The sequence below is a fragment of the Runella sp. MFBS21 genome (assembly GCF_029433105.1).
Classification (GTDB): Bacteria; Bacteroidota; Bacteroidia; order Cytophagales; family Spirosomataceae; genus Runella.
The window spans coordinates 24,935-50,391 of sequence record NZ_JARNTW010000018.1; the positions used below are offsets into that span (position 1 = coordinate 24,935).

17 protein-coding genes are annotated in these 25,457 nt (G+C 40.4%); 8 read left to right on the top strand and 9 right to left on the bottom strand.

The window, feature by feature from the left end; genetic code table 11:
- The first annotated feature begins 19 nt into the window (after positions 1-19).
- From P1X15_RS24835 to P1X15_RS24855, 5 genes are all read left to right on the top strand, one after another.
- On the top strand, positions 20-712 hold the full coding sequence (locus tag P1X15_RS24835; RefSeq protein ID WP_277340835.1) for a response regulator transcription factor: 693 nt from the start codon (positions 20-22) through the stop codon (positions 710-712).
- Positions 702-2,069, top strand: coding sequence for a HAMP domain-containing sensor histidine kinase (locus P1X15_RS24840; RefSeq protein WP_277340836.1), 1,368 nt, complete (start codon positions 702-704; stop codon positions 2,067-2,069). The genes P1X15_RS24835 and P1X15_RS24840 overlap by 11 nt, the downstream gene beginning before the upstream one ends.
- A 128-nt stretch (positions 2,070-2,197) precedes the next feature.
- Positions 2,198-3,430, top strand: coding sequence for a TolC family protein (locus tag P1X15_RS24845; protein ID WP_277340909.1), 1,233 nt, complete (start codon positions 2,198-2,200; stop codon positions 3,428-3,430).
- 176 nt (positions 3,431-3,606) lie between these two features.
- Positions 3,607-4,521 (top strand): efflux RND transporter periplasmic adaptor subunit, encoded by a 915-nt coding sequence (locus tag P1X15_RS24850; RefSeq protein WP_277340837.1) that lies wholly within the window; start codon positions 3,607-3,609, stop codon positions 4,519-4,521.
- 14 nt (positions 4,522-4,535) lie between these two features.
- Complete coding sequence (locus tag P1X15_RS24855) at positions 4,536-7,652, top strand: efflux RND transporter permease subunit (protein ID WP_277340838.1); 3,117 nt, start codon at positions 4,536-4,538, stop codon at positions 7,650-7,652.
- Between the two features lie 21 nt (positions 7,653-7,673).
- On the opposite strand, the gene P1X15_RS24860 is transcribed toward P1X15_RS24855, so the two are convergent.
- The 4 genes from P1X15_RS24860 to P1X15_RS24875 all read right to left on the bottom strand — a co-directional run bounded on the left by P1X15_RS24860 (position 7,674) and on the right by P1X15_RS24875 (position 14,069).
- Positions 7,674-10,145 (bottom strand): TonB-dependent receptor domain-containing protein, encoded by a 2,472-nt coding sequence (locus P1X15_RS24860; protein ID WP_277340839.1) that lies wholly within the window; start codon positions 10,143-10,145, stop codon positions 7,674-7,676.
- A gap of 103 nt (positions 10,146-10,248) precedes the next feature.
- Entirely contained in the window at positions 10,249-11,598 is a 1,350-nt protein-coding gene (locus P1X15_RS24865) for an HTTM domain-containing protein (RefSeq protein WP_277340840.1), read from the bottom strand.
- 33 nt (positions 11,599-11,631) lie between these two features.
- Complete coding sequence (locus tag P1X15_RS24870; protein WP_277340841.1) at positions 11,632-12,780, bottom strand: imelysin family protein; 1,149 nt, start codon at positions 12,778-12,780, stop codon at positions 11,632-11,634.
- Between the two features lie 131 nt (positions 12,781-12,911).
- The gene (locus P1X15_RS24875) at positions 12,912-14,069 is read right to left on the bottom strand and encodes a DUF4856 domain-containing protein (RefSeq protein WP_277340842.1); all 1,158 of its coding nucleotides are present in this window, start codon (positions 14,067-14,069) and stop codon (positions 12,912-12,914) included.
- Between the two features lie 234 nt (positions 14,070-14,303).
- Here P1X15_RS24875 and P1X15_RS24880 point away from each other — a divergent pair, with 234 nt between their 5' ends.
- A complete protein-coding gene (locus tag P1X15_RS24880) occupies positions 14,304-14,849 on the top strand; it encodes a DUF4136 domain-containing protein (RefSeq protein ID WP_277340843.1) in 546 nt (181 codons plus the stop codon).
- Between the two features lie 52 nt (positions 14,850-14,901).
- Here P1X15_RS24880 and mfd read toward each other — a convergent pair whose 3' ends face one another.
- Both mfd and P1X15_RS24890 read right to left on the bottom strand, forming a co-directional pair.
- The gene (gene mfd, locus P1X15_RS24885) at positions 14,902-18,264 is read right to left on the bottom strand and encodes a transcription-repair coupling factor (RefSeq protein WP_277340910.1); all 3,363 of its coding nucleotides are present in this window, start codon (positions 18,262-18,264) and stop codon (positions 14,902-14,904) included.
- A gap of 205 nt (positions 18,265-18,469) precedes the next feature.
- The gene (locus tag P1X15_RS24890; protein WP_277340844.1) at positions 18,470-19,249 is read right to left on the bottom strand and encodes a hypothetical protein; all 780 of its coding nucleotides are present in this window, start codon (positions 19,247-19,249) and stop codon (positions 18,470-18,472) included.
- A 143-nt stretch (positions 19,250-19,392) separates the two neighbouring features.
- Here P1X15_RS24890 and P1X15_RS24895 point away from each other — a divergent pair, with 143 nt between their 5' ends.
- A complete protein-coding gene (locus P1X15_RS24895) occupies positions 19,393-20,160 on the top strand; it encodes a MerR family transcriptional regulator (RefSeq protein WP_277340845.1) in 768 nt (255 codons plus the stop codon).
- A 59-nt stretch (positions 20,161-20,219) separates the two neighbouring features.
- On the opposite strand, the gene P1X15_RS24900 is transcribed toward P1X15_RS24895, so the two are convergent.
- Entirely contained in the window at positions 20,220-22,277 is a 2,058-nt protein-coding gene (locus tag P1X15_RS24900) for a BatA domain-containing protein (protein WP_277340846.1), read from the bottom strand.
- Positions 22,278-22,384: 107 nt separating this feature from the next.
- On the bottom strand, positions 22,385-23,317 hold the full coding sequence (locus P1X15_RS24905) for a sugar phosphate isomerase/epimerase (RefSeq protein WP_277340847.1): 933 nt from the start codon (positions 23,315-23,317) through the stop codon (positions 22,385-22,387).
- 427 nt (positions 23,318-23,744) lie between these two features.
- Here P1X15_RS24905 and P1X15_RS24910 point away from each other — a divergent pair, with 427 nt between their 5' ends.
- The gene (locus tag P1X15_RS24910) at positions 23,745-24,854 is read left to right on the top strand and encodes a DUF11 domain-containing protein (protein ID WP_277340848.1); all 1,110 of its coding nucleotides are present in this window, start codon (positions 23,745-23,747) and stop codon (positions 24,852-24,854) included.
- A 45-nt stretch (positions 24,855-24,899) separates the two neighbouring features.
- On the opposite strand, the gene P1X15_RS24915 is transcribed toward P1X15_RS24910, so the two are convergent.
- Positions 24,900-25,406 (bottom strand): DUF2911 domain-containing protein, encoded by a 507-nt coding sequence (locus tag P1X15_RS24915; RefSeq protein WP_277340849.1) that lies wholly within the window; start codon positions 25,404-25,406, stop codon positions 24,900-24,902.
- Positions 25,407-25,457: the final 51 nt, after the last annotated feature.

A 25,457-nucleotide genomic window follows, 5' to 3' on the forward strand; every position in this document is an offset into this window, starting at 1 on the left:
ACATCTCATTTCTAGGCAGATGCAAATATTGATTGTAGAAGACGACGCGCGAGTTGCAGAGCTCATACAAAGAGGGCTAGAAGAGCAAGGTTTCAAGACTACTATTGCCTATGATGGTCTTTCTGGGAAAAAATTAGTTTTGCAAAATCATTATGACCTCATAATTACGGATATTATTCTGCCCAAAATTGACGGATTAGATTTGTGTAAACAAATTCGCGAAAGCAAACCTGACATGCCTATCATCATGCTGACGGCATTGGGCACCACTGATGATAAAGTGGAGGGTTTTGATGCTGGCGCTGACGACTATTTGGTAAAACCTTTTGAAATTAGAGAGCTTTTAGTTAGAATCCGTGCTTTATTAAAGCGAAACAACAAAATCTTAAATCATAATGGTAATGTATTAAAATATGCCGACCTTGAAATGAATTTGCACACAAAATCGGTAAAACGAAACGGCATTGAAATAAATCTCACCCCAAAAGAATTTAATCTCTTAGAATATATGCTTCACAATACTGAAAGAGTCTTGTCAAGAGTGGAAATTGCCGAAAAAGTCTGGAACACCCATTTTGACACAGGAACCAATTTTATTGATGTTTATATTAACTACTTACGAAAAAAGATTGACAAAGATTTCAACAAAAAACTCATCCACACAAAATCAGGAATGGGTTTTATATTGAAAGAGCAAAACAATGAAAATTAGGACACGTCTTACTTTGTTGTTCACACTTATCATGGCCGCTATATTACTGGCCTTTGCTTCTATTATCTATTATTCTGCCAAAGGAAACCGGGAAAAAGCATTTTTCTCTTCTTTAAAAAAAGAAGCACTTACAAAATCTGACTTATTTTTTGATGCACAAGTTGACGCGGCAGTATTACAGAATATTTACAAAAGCAATCGTCAAATTTTGAATGAGGTTGAAGTTACTATTTACGACACTTCTTTCAACCTCATTTATCATGATGCAGTAGACATTGATTTTGTAAAAGAAACGCCTCAAATGATAAAAGAAATTTATCAAAACCAAGAAAAGGAGTTTTATCAAGACGACTGGCAAGTAGTGGGATTACGGCACACATTTAGCAACAAAGATTATATTATTATCGCCGCTTCGTACGATCAATATGGTTATAAAAAACTCAACAGTTTATTCAAAAACATCATTTTTGCTTTCACAATTTCAATCTTATTTATTTACCTAGCCGGTTATTTTTTTTCTAAAAAAGCGCTCGACCCTATCAAAGATATGATAGGTCAAGCTAAACTTATATCTGCTACTAACCTTGATTTACGTCTCAATAACAACGGTAGTAAAGATGAGCTTTCAGAATTGGCAAACACTTTCAATGAGATGTTGAGTCGTCTGGAAAACTCCTTTGATGCTCAGCAACATTTTGTATCCAATATCTCTCACGAACTACGCACACCTCTCGCTGCAATCATAACTGAATTAGAACTTTCTATCCATAAAAAACGCAGCATTGAAGAGTATAAATCTGCCGTTCAAAACGCTTTGAGCGATGCTAAAAAATTGGTTCGTCTTTCAAATAGTTTGCTTGATTTTGCCAAAGCTAGTTATGATCCTTCTAAGATTTCTTTTAAACCCGTAAGGATTGATGAAGTACTTTTAGATGCCCGACTACAGCTACAACAAGCCACCCCCCTCTATAAAATAGATATTCATTTTGCTTACTATTTCGAAAACGAAGATGAGATTTCAGTAAATGGAAACGAGTATTTATTAAAAACGGCTTTTGTGAACCTTTTTGAAAACGGCTGTAAGTTTTCAAATGACCATCAAAGTACGGTTTCTGTTTCTTTTGTCGATAAAACTATCGTCTTTGTTTTTTCAGACAAAGGAGTAGGGATTAAAGAAGAAGACTTAAAAAGCATTTTTACGCCATTTTTTCGCGGCGAAAACAAAAAAATTGCCGACGGAAATGGCATCGGGCTTTCGTTGACTCAAAAAATCATCCAACTTCACAAAGGTACCATTACAGCAACGTCTGTGCCGTCGAAAGGGAGTGAATTTCGGATTGAATTGCCTCATCTATGATGCCATTCTAATAAAATTCTAATTTTTTTCTATTGATTTTCTAACAGACACTGACTGACAATAAGCCGACTTTTGCGCCCAATAATTCATAGGCGTAAACAATGCAATTTTCGTTAAGGCATATATTCATGGGGGTTTGTATCTTGTGCCATTGCTTGAAAGCAATAGCACAAGACAAATATACCCTACAAAAATCACTACAGACGGCTAGAAACAACAATCCTACGCTCAAAACTGAGCAGTTAAATATAAGTATTGCGCAGACGGGAATCACTTCGGCCAAACTTCGTCCTAATCCCATTTTAAACAATCAGACTTTACAGCTGATTAAGCACACCCAATTGTTCCCAAATACAGATTGGTATAATACAAAAAATCGTCAGGTTTGGTGGCAATTGACCAAGCCTTTTCAAACTACTGCTCAACGTACCTACAAAATTGAGGTTGCGACTAAAAATGTGGCTTATACCAATCAATATTATTTTGAGACCGAACGCAATCTTTTTGCAGAAGTATCCATAAAATGGCTTGAAGTATGGATAGCTCAAAAAAAATTAGATATCATTCAAATTGCCAAAACTAATATTGATAGCCTGATTATAAAAAATCAAATTAGGTACAAAAATGAGGTGATTACCCAAACAGATTTATTCCGCACGGAGCTATTAGCCAAACAATTTTCTATACAGGCCAAAACCGCCTCTCAAGATGTAATCAACCGACTCGATGAATTAAAATTGCTATTAGGAATTCAGGAACAAATAAGCGTTGACACTAGAGATAGTACTTTATTTACTATAGCTTCTAATATTGATAATTTACTCGCACAATCTTTGCAAAGTAGAAGCGACATTCAGACCATAAAGTCTTTAATTGAAGTAGCTAGTAGCAATATAAAATTACAAAAATCTCTTGCCTTTCCACAGCCCGAAATTGGCTTCATTTGGAACCCTCAAAACGCCATTCCTTATTTCGGCATTTTTGCCACTATTGAATTACCTATTTTTAATCGAAATCAAGGCGAAATAAAAAAATCATATTTACTAAAAGAGCAAGCAGAAAAACAGCTTTTCGTTACTCAATCCAAAATCCAAACCGAAATCAAAGTTGCATTTGCAAACTTTCAATTGCAACAACAAAACCTTGAAAGTTTTAATTTTCTTTTACAACAATCGCAAACCATTTTGGACAATGTAAAATATGCTTATTTAAAAGGCGGCACCACTATCGTAGATTTTCTGGAAGCACAACGTAGTTGGCTGGAAACACAGCAACAATATTATGAAGCAAACCAATCATATAGACAAAGCTACATTCAGCTACTTTACGTAACAGGTTTAATTAATCAATTGGCACAATGATAAAAAAATTAGTTTACCTATTTATATTTATATTTATTTTTTTGTTCATCTCCTGCGGGAAGAATGAACAAAAAATAAGTAATAACCAGACCTCCCCTATTTTAAAAAATAGCGGAACGAATATTATTTTTCCTGACACGACTATTGTTTCTTTTTTCAAAACCGAAAAAGTCAACATGACTAATATAGAGGCTGAACTAACAGCTCCGGGCAAAATAGCGGCTACAGTTGTATATTCTAGTGAGGGGGCTTCACAAAATATCATTTTGTTTGACAATCCAGAGTTGGCCAGCAATTATACCCAAATCATCCAACACCAGATTAGTATCACACAACAGGCGGGGATTATCAGGCAAAAACAAGGCATCATTCAGCAGAAAGACGCCATTATTAAACAAAAGCAAGTCGAGCTAGCCCGTTTTAAAGATTTAGCAGCCCACGGAGTGGCTACGGGTAAAGAAGTAGCAGATGCGCAAACGGATTTGTTGATTGCAGAAACAGAACGTACATCTTCACAAACTGACTTACAAGTTGCTCAAACTGAATTATCGAATGCTAAAGCTGGGATTATCGAACATGAATCTATCTTAAAATCAGGGGGATTCAATCCCGAAATATTACGAAGAGCAAAAGTAGGAACGGCCTATATCATCTGTGAGATACCTGAAAATCAAATTGAGAAAATTAAAGTGAGCCAATCTTGTAACATCGTTTTTACGGCATTTCCCAACGAAAAATTCATCGGCAAAATAGATGTCGTGGCAGACGTGGTAGACCATACTACCCGAATGATGAAAGTGAGAATCTTAGTAACCAATGCAACAAATCAATTGAAAGCGGGGATGTTTGCCAATGTTTCATTTGGTTTGAGTGAAGCCAATTTTATAAATATTAGCAAAAATTCATTGATAACCATTCAAGGCAAACAGTATGTTTTTATCAAAAAATCAATCAATGAATTTGAACGCAAAGAAATTCAGATTGGGCAACAAATTGGCGACCGAATCATTGTTTTTAACGGACTCGCCAATGGTACCGAAATCGCTACAGAAGGTGTAATGCAACTCAAAGGGCTATCTTTTGGCTACTAACCCGATGGTAAATTATGCTTAAAAATCTTCTCATATTTTCCTTAAAAAACCGCTGGTTGGTAGTAGGTCTCAGTGTGGCACTAATGGTGGCTGGCTATTTTTGTTTTACCCAACTCAAAATTGAAGCCTACCCCGATATTGCTGATACAAATGTCATCATCGTAGCTCAATATCCAGGGCGCGCTGCCGAAGAAGTCGAACAGCAAGTAACGGTTCCGATTGAAAGAGCCTTACAAAACACGCCCAATGTTTTGGATCGTAGAAGCCGAACCATTTTTGGATTATCGGTGGTTCAACTTACTTTCAAAGACAAAACGAACGATTATTTTGCGCGCCAACAAGTGATAGAGCGCTTGGCTACTGCCCAACTTCCCGACGGAGTAACGCCAGAGTTGGCTCCTTTGTCAACGGCAGTAGGCGAGATTTTTCGTTATGTAGTAGAAGCTCCCCCCAATTTTTCATCAATTCAGCTAAGAGATTTACAAGATTGGGTCATTAAGCCTTATTTACTTCAAACCGCCGGTATCGCCGATATTGTGACTTTTGGCGGGCCTTTAAAGCAGTTCCATATTCTTACTTACCCCGATCAATTACGGAAATATAACTTGACAATTTCTGACGTCGAAAATGCCATTAAATCTAATAATCAAAATACGGGCGGAAATCTCATCGAAAGAGGAGGACAGGGATTTGCGGTTCGCGGATTAGGCGCTATCAAAAATGAAATTGACATCGAAAACATCGTTTTACAGTCCGACAACGGAATTCCTATTTTTGTCCGAGATGTAGCAAGCGTAGAAATTACGCCCCCTCCCCCAAGCGGTGTTTTGGGGTATACTGTTACGAATGAAAATATAAATGTAAACAACGGGGTAGAAGGAATCATACTCCTCCGAAGATACGAGAACCCAAGTGAAGTATTGGTAGAGCTTAAGCGGCGAATAGCTGAGTTGAAAGAACATGAATTGCCCGAAGGAGTCAAAATTAGAACGCTTTACGACCGCAGTTTTCTAATTGACCATTCTTTACATACCGTTGGCAAAACCCTCTTTGAAGGAGTAAGTATCGTCATTATTATCTTGATTTTCTTTTTGGGAAGTGTGCGAAGTGCATTGGTAGTGGCTTTTACCATTCCATTTTCATTGCTTTTTGCTTTTATTATCATGTGGTTTACGGGTATTCCTGCCAATCTCCTCTCTTTAGGGGCGATTGACTTCGGGATTATAGTAGATGGCGCAGTCGTAATGACGGAGCACTTGATAAGAAAATATCGAACGACAACCCTCAATGAAAAAAAAGAAGGTATCCAAAAAATCACCCTATTTTCAGCACAGGAGGTAAGCAGAGAGATTTTTTTTTCGGTCACTATCATTATTTTGGCCTACATGCCGATTTTGTTAATGACCCGTGTCGAAGGCAAATTATTTACCCCTATGGCATTGACTTTGGCCTTTGCGGTGATTGGCTCCATGATTGCAGCCTTAACTTTCATTCCGGTTTTGATTTCCTTTGTTTATCACAAAGCCATTTCCAATCCTGACAAACCCTTTCAAGAACACAAAAATAGAGTTCTTGAAGCAATTGAAAATTTCTATGAAAAAACTCTTTCTGAGCTTTTAAAACACTATAAAAGAACAGTTTTAGTTGGTTTTGGAGTAGTATTGTTACTAATCTCCTTAGGATTAAAGCTAGGGAGCGAGTTTTTGCCCGAGCTAGATGAAGGTTCCATATTTCTTCGCGGAAATTTTCCTGCCGGAATCACCATTCAAGAAAATGCGAAATATGCTCCCGCGATTCGTAGTATTATTGCCCAATACCCCCAAATATCTTTTGTGATTACCCAAACAGGTAGAAACGACGATGGCACAGATCCTTTCCCACCCAACCGAAATGAAATTTTGGTTGGATTAAAAGATTATCATTTGTGGAGTGATACCATTTCAAAAAAAGAATTGGTAAAACAAGTTCGCGCTAAATTAGAAAGAGCATTGCCCAGCGTAAAATTCACCTCTGGCCAGCCTATCATTGATCAAGTGATGGAAATCGTTACGGGTAGCGCTGCCGACCTTGCCGTTTCAATCATAGGCGATGATTTGGTAATGATGCGTACTAAGGCCGATAGCATCGCGAGGGTGGTAAAATCAATGTCAGGAAGCGAAGGCGTAAATATTGAGCAGGAAGGTACACAAGAGCAACTTGCCATTAAAATCAATAGAGCCTATGCCGCCCGGTATGGCATCAATGTCTCGGATATTCAAAATATGATTGAGGCCGCAATCGGGGGCAAAAATATTTCTGTACTCTATGACGGTACCAAACGCTACGATATCGTAATTCGCTACTTGCCCCAATTCCGAAATAACATTGATGAAATAAAAAAACTACTTGTTCCGTCTGCCAATGGTTCACTTATCCCAATGGCACAGCTCGCCGAAATCAATTTTGTGGAAGGACAAACCAACATTTACCGCTATAACAACAAACGAATGATCACGGTACGAACCAACATCAGAGGTAGAGATCAAGGCGGGTTTGTAAAAGAACTTCAAAAGAGAATTGAAAAAGAAATCCATATTCCGAAAGGCTACGAAATTGTCTATGGCGGTCAATACGAAAACCTAGAACGAGCTGGAAAACAATTGGCATTGACCATTCCACTCACCTTGGTCGTGGTATTTGTATTCTTGTTTATGCTTTACAAAAATTTTACGCATACACTCATTACTACAAGCTGTGTTTTGTTTGCCCTTGCGGGCGGAATTATAGCCTTGCTTATTAGAGGGTATTATTTTAATGTATCGGCTGGGGTGGGCTTTGTGTCTATTTTCGGAATATCAGTGATGGCGGGTGTATTGTTGGTTTCGGCATTAAATAGAGCCGCAAGTAGCGGCTTGGTTTCGCAATCACTCATCAATCAGATATCAAAAGAGCAATTAAGAGCTATTTTGTCTATTCTTGTGCTAGCGATTCTGGGGCTTATCCCTGCCGCGATTTCAAGCGGCATTGGCTCTGACGTACAACGACCATTGGCCACCGTAATCATTGGGGGACTGACAAGCACCTTGATTTTTGCACCCCTTATCATCCCGCCTCTTTATTGGTGGGCAAATCACAATGGAAGTAAAGAGTAATCATCATTTGATCAAACCAACTTATAACTTTACTTGCAAAGTCAAATAAAAACTACGGCCATCAGAAGGTAAAATTCCGGGACCAGGATAGCCTGTGGCACGCCGAGTGTAGTACATTTCGTTGGCCAGATTGTTGAGACTTGTTTCTATCCGGTACTTCCTAAATTCATACGAAAGGCTTAAATCCATGATTTTGTAAGTCGGAATCACGCCTACGACTCCCGCTACTCCCCCCTCACGGGCATTGGTAGCATCCGCAAACTGCTCAGTAAGGTAAGTCAACTGATAAGATGCTTTCAGGTTTTTGTACGCTACCCGTAGGCCACTTTTTAGGTTGATTTTAGGGACAAATTCCACCTGATTTCCTTGGATACCGGGCATTTGGCTCGCTTTGTACTCTGATTTGATGTAGGCAACATTTGTAAAAATTACCCCGCTTACGTTTTTGGTTTCAGGTCGTAGTAGTCGCCAAAAATCGGCCTCGGCGTAAGATTCTACGCCCATAATAATCGCCTGACCAATGTTACTTCTCAGCCGCAAAACACGGTTGTTTTCATCATAAAATTGTACTTCGCCGATACGATTATTATAATTAAGATAAAACACTCCAATGTCATAATTATAGAAAGTGGTTTGTTGGCTTCTTACGCCCAAATCTATCGAATAGCCCTTTTCATCTTTCATGTTGGGGTCGATGACCTGCGACGGATTCGCAATGCGCATGTCGCTAAAAGTAATAGAGCGATAGTTTTGGGAGACATTTCCATAAATATCTATCTGGCTATGAGGCTTGTAACTCACCCCTACCCCACCCAGTACAAACTGTCGTCCGTTGGTACGGTATTCATCAGTGCGTTGGATATTCAGGATATTTCCTGCCAAATCGCGGGTAATATTTCCATAAAAACCATCCGCAGTAGTATAGATATATTCATAACGTAACCCCGGCGTAATCGACCATTGGTCGTTGAGATAAAACACATTTTCTACAAAAACAGACACATTTCGATTAGGAAAACGATAGTCATAAGTGATGAATCTCTCTGGCTCTACAAAACTAAAATCGGCATCTCTTCCTGTACTACCAAGCCCTTGCTGACTATGATTGAACCCATGATAATAGCGTACTCCCGCCAACAATACCGAAAGGCTTTTTTTGATAAAATACCGATTCAAATAGCGAGCCTCCGCACCCCAGTTTTTAAAATCCCCTTTGATGAGATCCCGCTCAGAGTTATCGTCGATAGTAGCAACGCGGTTGGGCCGAAATCCTAATGAATAACGGTTGGCCAAAAGCCCAAACAATCTCAAATTAAACTCTTGATTGATACTAAACTTGTGGTCAAAATGCATCGCCATCAAGTTCCAATTTACTTTAAACCAGTTGCGTTCGCGGTTGGTTTGTCGAGGATTGTCTCGAAACATCCCGTCGGTCAAGCCTCCGGGTTGCTGCGCCAAATAACTCATATGGGTGATGTCTATCCCTACCACACTTTTTTCGGACAGCCGATAATCTACATCGGCATACAGCGTAACATTATCAAAATGGGAATTGGCACGCCAACCGTCGCCTCTCTTGTACTGAAAAAAAGAATAATAGCTCAATTTTCCGACGGTTCCGCTTGCACTTGTGAAGGTATTATAAAATCCAAAAGAACCCACGCTTTGGCGCGCCAACAATTCCAGTTTGCGAGTAGGATTGGGTTTCTTCATCACAAAGTTGAGCAGTCCGCCAAACTGCGTTCCGTATTGCAGCGAAGCAGCCCCTCTCACAATCTGAATTCGTCCAATTGCTTCTACAGGAGGTGTGTAGTAGCTTTCGGGATAGCCGAGGGCATCGGCACTAATATCATATCCATTTTGACGAACGTTGAAATTGGACGTACGATTAGGGTCTAATCCCCGCCCTCCGATGCTCAACTGCAAACCTGCGCCGTCATTCTCCCAAATATTCAATCCTGCTACCCGCGCATATACTTGGCGGGCATTATTGGTAGCAAGGTTGGCTACGAGTTGTTCTGGAATAATCACCTCCGTTTTTTTGCCTTCGTAGATACCCATGCTTTCTACGCCTCTCATCCGCGTAAAACCAAAATCAGTCTGTTTGTCTTTAATGACAACTTCGTCGAGACGTTCCTGACGCCCTTGCAATAGTAAACGCAAGGTTTGGTCTTTGCCTTCTACCGTAAAAGTGTATTTAAGTGCTTTAAAATCAGCCGAAATGAGTTGTAATGTATAAGTACCATTGGATAAATCTCCGAAAGAGAATCCCCCTTTTTCGTTGGTAATAGTAGAGCGTTCCCCTTCTTGTCGTCCTTCCAAATAAATGACACAGCCTTTGACGGCACTACTGTCTTGCTGGGAAAGCACTACGCCCGACACTCTAAATTGAGCAAATACCGTAGCTGATAACAAACTCAAAACAAGGAGATTGGCTAGAGGTACTAATTTAAAAATTCGATAATTTGGAAATGAGTATTTCCTCCATTTCATTATTAGAATTCTCCTCATTTTAAAAATATTATCTTGACAAAAATCATTGACTACTAAACAGTTACAAAAAATATTCAACAAATAACTCGTAAAGATTTTATAGCTATAAACCTTTAATTTCATCATTGAATGGAATAATCCACGATTTGTGTTTAAAAGATTCTCTTTCTTTGGCTAAGTCCACAAGCGGATCGATAAGAGGACGCCCCAAACGGCCATTTAGAGCTACATAAGAATCCACGTACACTTGCGGTGCGTGAAAGCCTTGGTTTTTGTAATAATCCCGTAAAATGTGCGCATACTGCAAAATCATATCAGGCTGCGTAGCCATCATTTTTTCCTGCAAAGGCGTCAGAAATTGATTGTTGTTGACGATGACTTGCCGGCCAGAGGCATCTTTGACCGTAAATTGCGCATAACCTGCCTTTTCCATCAGCATCACTCGCCACGAAAATCGGTACCCTTCCTCGGTCCAAAACAACTCTCCAGGGTAGCATAAATACCGAAATGGGAAGATAAGCTGTATCAAAAAAAACACGCCAAACATTCCCACTAACAGCTCCTGTTTCAAAAATGTATATTTGAAAATTTGACGAGGATACATAAAAGCTTCTGATGCCCCAATGACATTGCCTATTATTCCAATGATTTTTTGGTGAAATTTTGCAGAAAAAAACACAAGCGCCGTCACAATCATGACATAAGGAAACATCCCAATCGGGAAAAGAATTGCCGTAAGCAGATGGAAAACAACCACCGCCCCATAGGCCCAAGGTCTAGTGAAGCGATTCCAGAGTAAAAAAGGAATGCTTAAATCATAAATGCACCCCAACCAACTAAAAACAAAAGGGACGATTGGGTGATTAAACCAGAAGCCAATAATGGGCAAATCATTGCGGGCAGGAAGCCATATCTTCAGGGGCACCGCGTGCAACAACCAATCGCTGTTTAGCTTTGCCAAACCAGCATAAAAATACAAAATACCTACCATCAATTTCAATGCATCAAGACACCACAGCGGAATGCTATCGGCCACTCGAACCCGATTTTGGAACGCATCTACCGAAAAATAGACCTGAGCTGGCAGAAAAATAAGCATCAAACATATCAGACTCACAAAATAATAGTGATTCAAGTAGGTGGATTTATCGATAAGTTCGATGTAAGTAAAACTCAAAAAAAGCCCCACACTTGCCCAACGATAAAACCACCCCAACGCCACCAACAAAGCCGAAAGTCCACAAATAGCAAAAACCACGTAGGTATATTCACCCAGTGGTTTGACAAATTCAAAACCATAAAAAGGGAAAAAAAAGCGCGGCTGAATGTAGAGTTGTTCAATCCACCCTTTAGCCCAAAACCGCACCACACTTCCCAAAAGCATCAACCCAAAAACAATCCTAAAAACGGCAAGCGGAGCGGCTGATACTGATTTTTGAAAATAAGATGACATCAAAATCTAAAAATAGCTCTCATCAATTACCTCCTAATCACCGTCATTGTCGGTATAAGTAATCACAATACTCATAGCGGCGGTCATGTCGACTTTAAGCATTCTAACCGCTTTTTGCATTTCGGTATATACTTGGACTACGGCAGTATTATTGGTTTTTACTTCTTCATAAAGATTAGACTTGAGGGCATCCATTCTGGATTTGCTCACCCCAAACTGCGCATTGATGATTTCGGACAAAGTCTTGCCAGTGGCACTGTCTTTGGCTCCTAAGGCATCTAAGTAAGTTTTGAAAGAAGGCCCTTCGGCGTTCGTTTTTACGTTTTTACCATTGAAAAAATCTACTACGGCTTGATGAGCCGTTTGGGCCAAAACATTGGAAATATCTTTTTTATAAAAAGCTTCTACTTTTTCGGGAGCTACTACCCCATTGAGCATAGCACCTGATGGAATCCCAAACTTACCAGAACGAATAAAACGCTCATAATGAAGCACATATCCATTCACTAGTTCTCCCATTGGCGAGCCAATGTCTAGACCCGTTTTGGTCGTAAATTCTTCGCGATAGCTCCCGTTCCAATCACTTATTACTTTGGTAATCAAAGCATTCATGTGATCCACGATGCGCTTTATATATGCCAAACGCTTAACCCCCTCGGTAGCATTGGTATAAAAAGCTACCGTTTCGGCGTCGGTTGTACCCACGCCATTGAGCAAATAATCTAATGCCGGAAATCCCTGCTTGTCATAAGAACTTGCCACTTCTAAGTTGACCGACGGATCGGCTATATACTGCGTGATACCTGCTACGCTAGTGGGGTAAATATTATAAAAATTTCGCATAGCCGCTCGATTGGCAGGCCCTACGTCAAACAACTCCACTTTTTGCCATTCGATATAAGCCTCACGCCAAGCCTGACGAAACTCGCCCAAGGTAGTAGCATCGGGTTTAGCCGTAAAAGCTTGCGACTTACTATTCATCGCATCAAATTTCACTTTGAAATTGGCGTAAGAAGGAATAATAATATTATCCGCCAAATGCGTTAGTAATACTTTTCGGTCTTTGGAGGTATCGGTAGGCTCCGGTTCTTGAGGGGTGTCATTGTTAGAACAAGCCCAAATCAGTATTCCGAACAACACAAAAACGCTTGTTTTGAATAGAATATGTTTCGATTTTAACATAGGGTTTTTAAGCAACAAGGGAGGACAAAGCAACTACGGATGCTCTGTCCTCCTTTTGGTAAACGGATATTTGAATAAGTGATTGATAATCAACTAAGACTATTCTCATCACTCAACTGTATTTTAGTTTTTTAAAGTTTAAATTTTGCTTTAATCGCGTCTGATGCAGCAGAGATTTTGGCAGGCGTCAAGTCCCAATAGCCATTAGGGGCATCTAAGATTAAAGCCTTGAGGATATTGTCGGAGAAGGTAGCGTCAGCGCCGTTGATTGTGGCAAAACGCAATGAATAAATAAACCCTAACCCTTCGCCAATCGCATGTACACGAGCTGCTTCCGTTTGGGCATTTACGTATTTAGGCCCTAAGTATCCAAGTGCCGCCGAGGCAATTGCTTTTTCCATCTCAGCTTTGATAAAGTCAGCTTGTTTTTTAAGCTCCACTTTATCATTATTGACAATCGCCGCTCTGCCTCTCAAAAAAGCAGGGAATATCTTAGCATAAGCGCCCTTGTTGTATTCCCAGATATACGAACCCAACGCAAATTCGGTAGTTCCTCTTTGGGCATCTGTTGAACCCTTCAAAAATACCTGATTGAGGGTCAAAAGGCCATAAGCTTCATCCCAATTTTGCTCAAGTTGGGTGTAATTTTCCCCCGTCAATACTTTAGAGTTATCAGCATCCAACCCTTTGGTTAAGAGCACATTGCCAATATAATCATACTGTAAAGCACCAATCAATGACTTCTGAATGATTTGGATAGGTTCAATTCCTTTGGCATCTACCAAGTAAGTACCTAGTTTTCCAGCTTTGCCTTTCTCTGCCGTAGCGGTTACAGATTTACTTGCTTCGGCTACTGCACTAATGTAAGTATCAATGTGAGCCCTTACTTTTTCTGCTTCTGTAGTAGACCAAGAAGAGGCGGTTACATTACGTAACTGTACCCCTGAAGTATTTAGTTTAGTACTGTCCGCAAAGGGGCTGCCTGTATTGGCATACATATTTTTTAAGACCGTAGCATCAATCTGCTTATTGCCACTGATTGAGGAGCTGATGTAGGTATTAAGTGCCTGAAACATCTTATAGCGATTATTGCCATTGGCTAAATCAACGGTGGTTGTGCCCGTTTCGTCCACAAACAAACTACTGTAAGGTGTAGTCTCTGTAAGGGTGCTATAATCAATTGATTTTCGTAGCTGTGGTACGGTTTCGTCTTCTTTTGAACAAGCGCCTAGTCCTAAAGCTACAACCGCTACCAATGAAAATTTTGAGAATGAAGAAATGTTTAACATCGTTTTTAGGCTTTTTCATTTACCGACGCAAACTTCTACATTATTTAGACTAAGTACAAATTAAAAAACATTTTTTTTGCGAAAAATTTTACCCATACTCTCTTATTTAGCATAGCATATCCCCTCTTTTGCTTCTATTTAGTACTCATTCTTCCCCATTTGAGACATGGTATATTATTAGTAATAAAACACTTAGAAAATAAGTACTGACATTTAATTCAATCAAAACACGCTATGAAAACGCTCTTAATAAGTACAGTGATTATACTTGCAGTGATGAGCTGTAATACCGTAAAAGTATCTCGTTCAAAGACCGATTTATCTAAATACAAGACGTATGCTTTCATGGAGCCCGACGTAAAAGCAGGGAAAAATCCTCTTTATTATAATGACATCGCCACCCAAAATGTAGAGATGGTCGTTGACAATTCCCTTTCTGAAAAAGGCTTACAAAAAGATGAAGATTCTCCAGACTTGCTGATTGGTTATCACTTTTTTGTGCAGCAAAAAACCCGAACCGTCACCGATCCGCCTATTTATGGTCCCTATATGGGATGGGGACGCTGGGGATGGCGAGGATGGGCTCCTGGGTATTGGGGATGGGGACGTACTCGTACCGAAAAATATGAAGATGGCACCCTCGTAGTAGATATGGTAGATGCCCGTACCAAGAAACTGGTTTGGCGAGGTTCTATTCAAAATGCGGTGAGTAGTCCCGCCAACATTACCGAAAGGCTTCCTCGTGAGGTAAACAAAATTCTGGAAAAGTACCCTGGATAAATACCCTCTTTGAATAAAAAAGCCCGAATCGAAAGATTCGGGCTTTTTTATTTTATTTCAGTGTCAAGGCTTCTAAAATAGTCCGCATTTCGTCTACGGTTTTGACATCTGAGCAAGTTACTAATAATTTATTTTTGAGATCTTTGAGCGCAAAACGCTTTGGATTGCGCTGAATATGAGAGAGAATATGCCCAAACTTATCTGATTGAAAGAAGGCATCATTGCCAGTAGTGACAAAATAACCTTTGAGCGTGTTGTTTTTAAGGGTCAACTTTTCCATAAATAGCGCTTCGGCCATCCACCTGATTTTCACCATCTCTATTAACCCTTTCACTTCCTCAGGGAGCGGGCCGAAGCGGTCTGTAACCTCACCTCTAAACGCACTTAACTCATCTTCACTATCGATGTTGTCCAGACGAGTATATAACGACAAACGTTCAGAAATATTTTTCACATAGCTATCAGGAATTAAAATTGCCAAGTCTGTTTCTATCTGACAGTCGGTATTGACTACCTCAACAGCCTCTCCCAAATCAAACAAATCTTTGAAAGTAGTTTGTTTTAATTCTTGTACGGCTTCGTCCAAAATCTTATGATATAGCTCATAGCCAAGGTCGTTGATAAAACCGCTTTGCTCTGCCCCAAGCAAATTTCCAGCACCCCGAATATCCAAGTCCCGCATAGCCACCTTAAAGCCATCTCCTAGCTCCGAAAACTCTTCCAATGTTTGTAAACGCTTACGGGCATCGGTAGTTAGATGCGAAATAGGAGGCGTAAGCAGATAACAAAACGCTTTCCGATTACTACGCCCTACCCGTCCACGCATCTGGTGCAAATCCGACATTCCAAAATAATGCGCTTGATTGATGATAATGGTATTGGCATTGGGAATATCTATACCCGATTCGATGATGTTGGTACTTACCAAAATATCGTATTCACCTTCGATGAACCTCATCATCACTTTTTCGAGTTTTTCGCCCTCCATTTGACCATGAGCTACGCCGATGCGCACTTCTGGTACTAGTCTCAAAATAAGGTTTGCGATAGATTCTATATCATTGACTCGATTATGCACAAAAAATACCTGTCCTCCTCGGTTTACTTCATAACTTACCGCATCCCTGATAAATATTTCATTGAATACTTGTACCTCTGTGGTCACGGGTTGGCGATTGGGAGGTGGTGTAGCAATCACTGACAAATCTCGTGCTCCCATCAACGAAAAATGAAGCGTACGCGGAATAGGCGTCGCCGTCAATGTCAATACATCAATATTGATCCGCATTTCTTTGAGTCGGTCTTTAACCTTTACCCCAAACTTTTGCTCTTCGTCAATAATGAGCAGCCCCAAATCTTTAAACTTAATATCTTTGTTCACGATTCGGTGCGTCCCAATCAATATATCCACTCTTCCTGATTCTACCTCTTTCAGAATTTCCTTGATTTGCTTGTCGGATTTGAAGCGATTGATGTATTCTACCCTAGCCGGAAAATCTGCAAGTCGTTCGCTAAAAGTCTTGTAATGCTGCATGGCCAGTATCGTCGTAGGCACTAGCACCGCCACTTGCTTGCTATCAGTTACGGCTTTGAAAGCCGCTCTAATAGCGACTTCAGTCTTGCCAAATCCCACATCTCCACATACTAATCTATCCATAGGATGTGGTTTTTCCATGTCGTCTTTGACGTCAGATGTCGATTTGGCTTGGTCGGGAGTATCTTCGTACAAAAACGACGATTCAAGCTCTGCTTGTAAATAGGTATCGCGACTAAAAGCAAATCCATTGGCCGAACGCCTCTTGGCATATAGCCCAATCAATTCTTGGGCAATGTCTTTGAGTTGTCGTTTTACTTTTGATTTTTTATTTTCCCATTCTTGTGAGCCCAACTTGCTCATTGTCACTATCCCACCTTCTTTGCCAGTGTATTTGGCGATTTTGTGCAAGCTATGAATACTCACAAACAAGATGTCGTTGTCGCGGTACACGAGCCGAATCGCCTCTTGCTCTTTTCCGCCCACATCTACCTTTTCAAGACCCGCAAACCGACCAATACCATAATCAACGTGAGTCACAAAATCGCCCGATTTGAGCGACTTCAGTTCTTTTAACGTAAGGGCTTTGGATTTGCTGAATTTTTCTTTGACGTGGTATTTGTGAAACCGAGCAAATATTTGGTGATCGGTATAACACACTATTTTTAGCTGCTCATCCACAAATCCTTCTCGCAAGGAGATATTCATCGGACGAAACTTCACATAAGGGTCGAGTTCGTCAAAGATTTTTTCGAGGCGTTCGAGCTGCTTGACCGACTCCGCCACAATCACGTTTGTAAATCCTTGGTGTTGGCGCTCTGATAAGTCATCAATAAGACGTTTGAAGTCTTTATTGAAAGAAGGTTGCGGTTTAGCCCCCCACGTACCACGAATTGGCAAATTACTATCGTCCTTTATGGTAAAAGGGCTATAAAAACGCCGACCAAACTCAATCGTCTTAAAATTTTTGATTTGATTCAAAAACCCTCTCCTTGTTTCAAATATTTCGTTTGGATCCGATACTAGCTGTATATCTCCTCCCTTCACATTTTCTAGGGCCTTTTCCGCTTTTTCAAAACATTCTTCAATGACCTCAAGCGTAAGTTCAACGTCCTTAAACCAAAGGAGAGCATTGGAAGGAAAAAAACTCAAAAACGACTCACGCGTCTCTAGCGTAAGCTTGTTTTGAATATCTGGAATGATATTGATTTGCTTTTGGGTCTCAACCGAAAGTTGTGAGTCAGGATTAAACGAACGGATACTTTCCACCTCATCGCCAAATAGCTCTATGCGGTAAGGGTGCTCACTTGCAAATGAAAACACGTCGATAATCCCCCCTCGTACCGAAAACTGCCCTGCTTCATACACAAAGTCGGTGATTTCAAAGTCGTAGCTCAACAAAAACTCACGTAGAAATTGAGCATCCAGCCTTTCCCCAACTTTTACGGTAAAAGTATTCGAAAGTAAAGAACGCTTATTGATTACCTTCTCAAACAATGCCTCTGGATAGGTCACAATCAGAAGATGCTCAGGAGTCGATACGTTGAGTTTATTTAAAATCTCAGCCCGCATCAATACATTGGCGTTTTCGATTTCTTCGTAGTGATAAGGGCGTTTGTAGGAAGTGGGATAATACAAAACCTCTTTTCCAAGTAAATTCTGCAAGTCATTTTGCAAGTAAGCCGCCTCTTCGCGGTCGTTGGTTACGAAGAGACACAAACGAGGCAAACTTTGATAAACCGCCCCTGCCAATACCGCATCCAAACTACCTGCCAAGCCTTTTACTTGGACGTGAGCCTGCTGACTAGCTATTTGATTAATAATCATTTGAACGAAGCTATCGTTCTGATATAACGTAAGAAAATTGTGTGTTGAGAGCATATGAATACTTTCTCCAAAAGAGAAAAAAACTTGAGAATCTAAAATATTCCCTAATTGTATTAACAACAAAAGGCCGACGAGGGTTTCTCTCATCGGCTTAGATTAGCATTACAAACTAAACAATAAATAGTGTAATCACCTCTTTTTGGAAGAGACAAAATTTGTATACAAGCAAAGTTTAGTCGCTATAGAATCGACTAATTGCTTAAAAAGAGAATCGTAAACCACCCGTTACATTCATAACCCCTACATGCTGCTCAATGTTAACCAGCTGATTTACTTCTGGAAAACCTGTGGTTGACACTTGATTACTTACATTTTTAAAAGTAGTACTAATCAGCGTAGCATCAGCATTAATTACCAATGCTACCGCAGACGTAATACCTATATGAAAAGTCGCTCCTGCCCCATAAGCCCAATCTTGGGCATTTTGTGAATTGGTTATGACTTGGATGTCATAATTCTGAAATGTTCCTTTGGTCGTAAAATTGGGACTTTTGACCGTAGCATATCCTACCAACAGACGCCCTTCTAAACCAAGGCGCTCACCCCCTAAGCGCAATGTTGGCCCAATCATCCCACTGAGTGCCGTCCATCCCTCTGAGGAGACAACCACAGGATTGACCACCCCATACTGCCCCGAAGCAACGAGTTTAATGCCCTCTTCTCGGGTATTGTTTTGATTATAAGAAAAACGAGCGGCCAATCCTATTCTTCTAGTAGGATAGTAACTTGCTACTATTTGGGCTCCAAGACCGTCATCAGCCAGTTCTCCACCTCTCGTTTCCCCAAATATTTTGGTAGCCACTTCGCGCATAGAAAGGCTTTTACCCACGGCTAGGTTAAGTGTAAAGCGACTATCTTGGGCTTGAGATACTATACTGCTTCCCGTAATTACAACAATTAATAATCTAAAAAATCGCGACATAAATCCTTTTAAAATTTCCGTAAAACTAACGCCATTTTCTTGCAAATAATTGCACATACAACTTTAAAACAGCTTTTTCTTATTTTAAGGACGTTTTGATCTTTTAAAAAGTCACTGATTTTTCTTTACTTTTTTCAAAAAAATATTTGACTCTTACCTTAGGTCATAGTTTACCTTTGAACCATCAATCTTCAATAGAAATGGTAAAGTATACGGTAAAACAGCTAGCTAAAATCGCAGGGGTGAGTGTGCGCACACTACATCTTTATGATCGTCTAGGATTGCTAAAGCCTTTGCTACGTACAGAGGCTAAGTATCGACTCTACGGAGAAAAAGAATTGCTGAGACTACAGCAAGTATTGTTGTACAAAGAGCTAGACTTCCCGTTGGAGGAGATTCGCCAAATCCTCGACGATCCCAAATTTGACTTGTTTGAAGCGTTTGCCACTCATAAAGCAGCTCTCCAAACTCGCAAAAACCGACTAGAAATCCTTCTTAAGACGATTGACAAAACAATGTTAGAACTAAAAAACAAAAACATGCTTAATCACGAAGACTTATATGAAGGGCTGTCTAAAGAGACAGCAGACACCTACCGTAAAGCTGCGATAGATGCCTATGGCGATGAGGTCATAAGCAAAGCTGAAAATCATTTATTAAAAATGGGTAAAAGAAATTTTGAGCAGCTTAAAGCCGAACAACAAGAAATTGCGAAGGCCATAATAGCCAAGATGCACTTATCTCCTGAGAGCGTATCGGTGCAGGCATTGATTCTCCGGCATTATGAAAACATCCGTCAATTTTGGGGAACGGCACACTCTGAAGACCCTCAGGCAGAGGCGTATAAAGGATTAGGAGAATTGTACCTCACTGACGAACGTTATACAACGATTGATGGTAAATCTAACCTTGCTTATGCTCAATTTTTGAGTAAAGCCATGACTTATTTTGCCGAAACTCAATTATAAGAAATACCAAACCCCGACAACGACCAAAGCGTTATCGGGGTTTGATTATTTTTCTTCACTTATTTTACAAAGCGAATGATAAGAATTTCGGCTAGTAAAAACGCTAAGGCTGCCCAAAGAAAATATTTCCATAGACTCAGTCCGATATTTTGTTTCTGAAATTCTTTGATAAAATCTCCATCGGCTACATTATCAAAAACTTGTACATTAGGCTGATTATTAAATAGCTGACGCAGCTCAGATGGGCTAAAATAATCTAATTGGGATTCAAGATTGTCGTGATTAAAGGCCAATAGCTGCAAAATTTGCCCTTCTTTTTGAAGTTCATAATAGCCCGATTCCATTTCTTGGTCGGTTCCTAGTTGGTTGCTTTTAGGCATTTCTAAAGTGAGTTGATTCCCATTCAAACGCTGCACTGGTATCAACTCAATTTTGCCTTTTTTAAGTTTAAAAACCGTATTTTGAGGTGCTTCGGGTACAGTAAGGGTAATGGTGTTTTCATCAAATGAGTAGGCAGTACGCTGCTCTCTGACACTCTGAGCCGCAATTTTATACATGACAGGTACAAAAAGGGCATTTTGTGCAAAGCTCCCAAAGGAATCCGTGAGAGGATTGGCGATGACATATACTTTGCCACGCTGTAATGATGATTGACTCAAAAACACATCTCCACTTCTCAAATTGAGGATTTTAGCACCACTTGGCTGCCACTGCCATACTGGCTTCACTATCGGCAATTCGAGGTTTTCTTGGCGGACAGATTGTTCGAAAACATCACTAAAAAACGGACTATTACGTTCAGGGTTTGCCAAGGGAATTCCTTCATTGGACGGGCGCTCAACCAAGCCTCCTATCCCCAAAGCTGCCAACAAACTACCATAACTGACTACATCAGGATTGGAAGGTGGAATCACCAATACACTTCCACCTTTCTTTACAAAATTCTCAATTTCAGTACGTAAGGTACCCTCTACTCGCTCTAAGCTTTCTAGTACCACCAAATCCGCTTGCTTGAGCAAACCCACATCAGCATTGCTGGCATTGAGGCTACGAAAAGTAAAAAGGCTATCATTAGCATAAACATTTTCGACGGCACGGGCAGGATTGCTTTGTCCCGAAAAATGCACCACTCTTATCAACGGCGATGCATTGAGTACAAAGAAATATTCGTTGTCGAAAGTAATGGGCAAATCATCAAATGTCACCCGGCCACGCTTAAACCCTTTGCCGCGCACATTGAAATTGAAAGCAGTTGTAGCTGAACCTTTGGGGGCAAGACTCACGGGGGCAGTTGATACCTGGACGTCGTCTAAAAACAGCTTAACTACCAGATTTTTGACATCATTGTTACCAGCATTGCTTACTCTTACGTACAAGATATTGTTTTGAAACTCTCTCACAAAAGGCGTATTGAGCCAAACCGAATCTACGTACACATTTTGCGACGCAGTAGTCTGAACAGGCACAAGGTAAAGCTTATTGAGTGAATCTATTTTCAAATTGGCTAAGTCTCCTGATGTACTTTTTTGAAAATCTGAAAACCAAAACAATTGATTTTTGCCACTTCCAGTATAGCGAGCCATCAGATTTGATTGTCTCTTATAAATACTAGGCAAACTACGAGGTGTATGAGACAGTTTTAGAGTAGTAAGGCGATCTTTGACACGATCAGTGGTAGTAAGCTGCTGCTCGTCAGGGCTAAAGTCGTTGGTGAGAAGTTGAAGACGAGTAGCATTTCGAAACAATGTCAACAACTGATCTATTTTGCCAGTAGCAATGTCCAAGTAACGTTGATTATTATCTTCATTTTGCATCGAAAATGAATTATCAATGTATACGCTCGTCACGCTTTGGGCATTGGTTCCCGTTTTGTTTTGACTAGGAAGATAGGGCTGTGCAAATGCCAAAACAAGTGCAGCAATAGCCAAGACGCGCGTTGCTAAAATCAAATACTGCTTAAGACGCCGAAAGGAACTCGTTTCCATTTCAACATTTTTCAAAAGCGAGACATTTGAAAAATAGATGCGTCGGGTACGACGAAAATTAAACAAATGGATTGCTATCGGAATACTCACCGCCAATAGACTCCACAAAAAGGTTGGAAAGAGAAACTGCATTCGGGCTTGGGTATTATTGGTGCTTTATAGTCGTTGTACAACAATATTAGGCGTTTTTATGGGTAGTTAACGCAAATATCGTGCAAAACGTTTATTTTCTCCTTAAATCAAACCCCTGCAATAGCTTTGTTGATTTTTTCGAGCCCCGTTTTAGCTACCTTGAGTGCATCTTGGGCATAATAAGTCTTATTAAATACTTCCAAAGAAAGTACAATAGGGCGGTCCGGATTTTTGATTGTTTTGAGAATTTGAGCGATAGGAGCTATACCATCTCCGGGGTATACGCGGTCGGCGTCGGTAATGGTCTCTTTGGGCAATGAGGCAGGGTAATCATTGATGTGGAAAATCTCAACGCCAGGTTTTCCTACTAGTTTTAGGGTATCGAGACTAGAACCTCCTTTGTACAAATGGTATACGTCCAACAGCACCCTCGCCGAAGGATGTCCACTCTCAATAGCGACATACATCACTTCGCTCAGTTTGTTGAGATTTTTTGAAAAGCCCCATAGTTCGAGCTGCGGAATCACCTTGGTTTGGTCGCTGATTTCAAGAATGGTCCGATAGCGCTCGGCAGCCTTGAGAAGATCAATACGAGGAGCTTGTGGCCCTTGCGCTCCTACCGACGGAGTAGCTACTCTCATACAACCAATTTGGGCTAAGAGCTCCATTTCCGTTTTGAGTTGGTCTACTCCTTTGGCACGAGCGGCATCATCATCAATAATCCAAGGAGCAAACCCAATGGCGTTTTCGACCTTAATCCCTAAATCCCCCAAAATCTTGAGTGCTTGAGCGGGCGTACCTCCATTTTTGATGTACTCTTGTAGTGAATCAATCCAGATTTCGACCGAACGAAACCCTGCCTTAGAAGCTATCTCTAATTCTTTCACAAAACCGAGTTTTTGTCCTCGGATGGTGCTCATATTAAGACAAGGTACAAACGCAGGGGACTTAGTCACAGACGCTGAGGAGTTTTGGGGCAATACACTTGCGGCGCTAGCAGTGGCAAGTGTGAAAAGGGTTTGACGACGAGAAATGGACATATGTTACTTTTTTTAATACTAAAGACCGTAAGACTCATTATTTATTGGTATTACCCCTAAAATATTATTATAAGGCGGCCCTACCCATTCCCTAATCTACTAACTGTCAATCCCTTACCTTCTCTATGTTTTGTACCTACTCTACTTTCTCGTCTCCTTATTGATTGAAAAGGATTCAACTTATCATTTTGGTATAATTTTTGCCAATCTAAGCGGTATATTTATGGGATATAAGGATAGTAAATGCGTCAAAACTATTTCAGTATCCTGTAAGTGTCTATTTTAAAGCCGCTTGCTTTCTTTTTAGTACTTTTACTTACCCTACTGCTGTTATTTGGCTCGATTATTGATAGGAGCCTTTTTATTGAAAAATAGCCACTGACATTCCAGTCGGGTTGTAATAGTATGTCGTAAGACGTTGGGAAGCATGCGAAACCAACTCTATAAAATTATGACATTCTTGCAATCCAAAAAAGCCTCCTCAGGGCTTGTGTGGATATTATGTGTTTTATATTTTGGAATCATCACCAAAACAAGAGCAATATCTCCTCACGCTTGTTTTAGCAACGATACCACCAACACATCTCCTAATAATCCTTGTCCTACTACTTTGCCTATTGTACAAAGTGTAAGACTTTGCCAAGGCGATTCATTCCCGACGTTAAAGGCTATCATTCCTTCGGGTACTACTGCCCATTGGTATCACCAAGCACAGGGAGGTGTAGCACTCGCCCACGACACGGCGGCTTTTCGCCTCCCTGGAATTGCCACCGTCAATGATACACTTTATGTAGAACTCAAAGCTATCAATCCTGCCTGTACACTTCCTCGCACTCGTATCCCTTCCTACATTTTTGTGTTTAATTGTAATAAATCTATTGATTTACATTTAAAGAAAGTGATTGATAAAAAAATCAAAGCCATTGGCGATACCGTGATTTATACTGTCAAAATATGGAATGAAGGCATCCAAACTGCGTCGCGTGTGGTAGTTGGTAGCTCTCTTCCGCCAGCTTTAAAATATATCAGCAGTTTTGCTTCCCGAGGCAATTACAACCCTCTTACCCAAAGGTGGGAGATTGACACTATAGGCACAGATTCCGACACAGTTAGATTAGTTATACGCTCCCAAATCAAAGTGGGGCATGAAGGTGTTTGGTTTAGCCAATCCGAAGTCATTTACAGCAATGAAGTAGACGAGGATTCAACCCCCAACAATGGTAATATTCGTGAAGATGACAGTGACAATGTTTGCTTTAGTGTCCCCTTTAGACTATGCCCCCAAGAAAAAGTAGAGGTGAAAGTACCAGCACAATATCAGGTAACAGGGTGGTACCAAACCGACGGTCAAGGACTTATAGAAGGCAAAGAGGGAAATACTATTTTACTGGAAACACCCGGAACTTATACTTTTACCACCCAAAATGGTCTTTGCCCAGACGAAGGATGCTGTCCTATTATCATTTTGCCTAACCAAAACTGTTGTTTTAAGCAAATCTGCATCCCAATTACAGTCAAGAAGAAATATAAGCCATAAAAAAAGCCCAACCGCTGAGTTGAGCTTTTTAGAAAAAATACATCTTTAGAATTGCAAAGGCACCGAAAAACTCGAAGTATCCCATGCAAACACAAGAGCGTTGTTTTTGACTTCAAAATTTAGTTTTTCAACCGGCTCTTTCAAAGCGATATTAGGCACTGTCACTCTAAGTACATCTTTATCCACCTTATAGTTATAGGCACCCCATTGCTTAGGTTCACTATTCAAAATCACTATCCATTCTTTTTCTCCGGGGATTGTAAAGAGACCATATTCTCCCGCTTTTACAGCTTTACCGCCAAAAGTACCATCTTTTTTGAAAGTAATTACAGTAGCTTCATTGGCACCGGTACGCCATACTTTACCATATTTTTCGAGGCTTTGGCTTCCATCTGCCCCAAAAATAACACGTCCTTTTTTAGAAGGTTGGCCATAGCTTACTTTTACGTCTTTTCCTTCGGCTGTTATACGAGGACTTGCGGGAGGGTTTTGGCTGCACGCCACATTGAGGGTTACAATTGACAAAAACAGGACAAAAAATAGGTTCTTCATGTTTGTTGTTAGATTTGGATTTTGACTTTGTATGAAACGTAAATATGATAG

Bases quoted from the DNA above. Each gene is read 5' to 3' on its own strand.
- P1X15_RS24840 (WP_277340836.1), top strand. From the start codon at position 702: ATGAAAATTAGGACACGTCTTACTTTGTTGTTCACACTTATCATGGCC.
- mfd (WP_277340910.1), bottom strand. From the start codon at position 18,264: ATGCTCTCAACACACAATTTTCTTACGTTATATCAGAACGATAGCTTC.
- P1X15_RS24915 (WP_277340849.1), bottom strand. From the start codon at position 25,406: ATGAAGAACCTATTTTTTGTCCTGTTTTTGTCAATTGTAACCCTCAAT.
- P1X15_RS24860 (WP_277340839.1), bottom strand. From the start codon at position 10,145: ATGAAATGGAGGAAATACTCATTTCCAAATTATCGAATTTTTAAATTA.
- P1X15_RS24880 (WP_277340843.1), top strand. From the start codon at position 14,304: ATGAAAACGCTCTTAATAAGTACAGTGATTATACTTGCAGTGATGAGC.
- P1X15_RS24870 (WP_277340841.1), bottom strand. From the start codon at position 12,780: ATGTTAAAATCGAAACATATTCTATTCAAAACAAGCGTTTTTGTGTTG.
- P1X15_RS24890 (WP_277340844.1), bottom strand. From the start codon at position 19,249: ATGTGCAATTATTTGCAAGAAAATGGCGTTAGTTTTACGGAAATTTTA.
- P1X15_RS24875 (WP_277340842.1), bottom strand. From the start codon at position 14,069: ATGTTAAACATTTCTTCATTCTCAAAATTTTCATTGGTAGCGGTTGTA.
- P1X15_RS24910 (WP_277340848.1), top strand. From the start codon at position 23,745: ATGCGAAACCAACTCTATAAAATTATGACATTCTTGCAATCCAAAAAA.
- P1X15_RS24865 (WP_277340840.1), bottom strand. From the start codon at position 11,598: ATGTCATCTTATTTTCAAAAATCAGTATCAGCCGCTCCGCTTGCCGTT.
- P1X15_RS24850 (WP_277340837.1), top strand. From the start codon at position 3,607: ATGACTAATATAGAGGCTGAACTAACAGCTCCGGGCAAAATAGCGGCT.
- P1X15_RS24895 (WP_277340845.1), top strand. From the start codon at position 19,393: ATGGTAAAGTATACGGTAAAACAGCTAGCTAAAATCGCAGGGGTGAGT.
- P1X15_RS24855 (WP_277340838.1), top strand. From the start codon at position 4,536: ATGCTTAAAAATCTTCTCATATTTTCCTTAAAAAACCGCTGGTTGGTA.
- P1X15_RS24845 (WP_277340909.1), top strand. From the start codon at position 2,198: ATGGGGGTTTGTATCTTGTGCCATTGCTTGAAAGCAATAGCACAAGAC.
- P1X15_RS24835 (WP_277340835.1), top strand. From the start codon at position 20: ATGCAAATATTGATTGTAGAAGACGACGCGCGAGTTGCAGAGCTCATA.
- P1X15_RS24905 (WP_277340847.1), bottom strand. From the start codon at position 23,317: ATGTCCATTTCTCGTCGTCAAACCCTTTTCACACTTGCCACTGCTAGC.
- P1X15_RS24900 (WP_277340846.1), bottom strand. From the start codon at position 22,277: ATGCAGTTTCTCTTTCCAACCTTTTTGTGGAGTCTATTGGCGGTGAGT.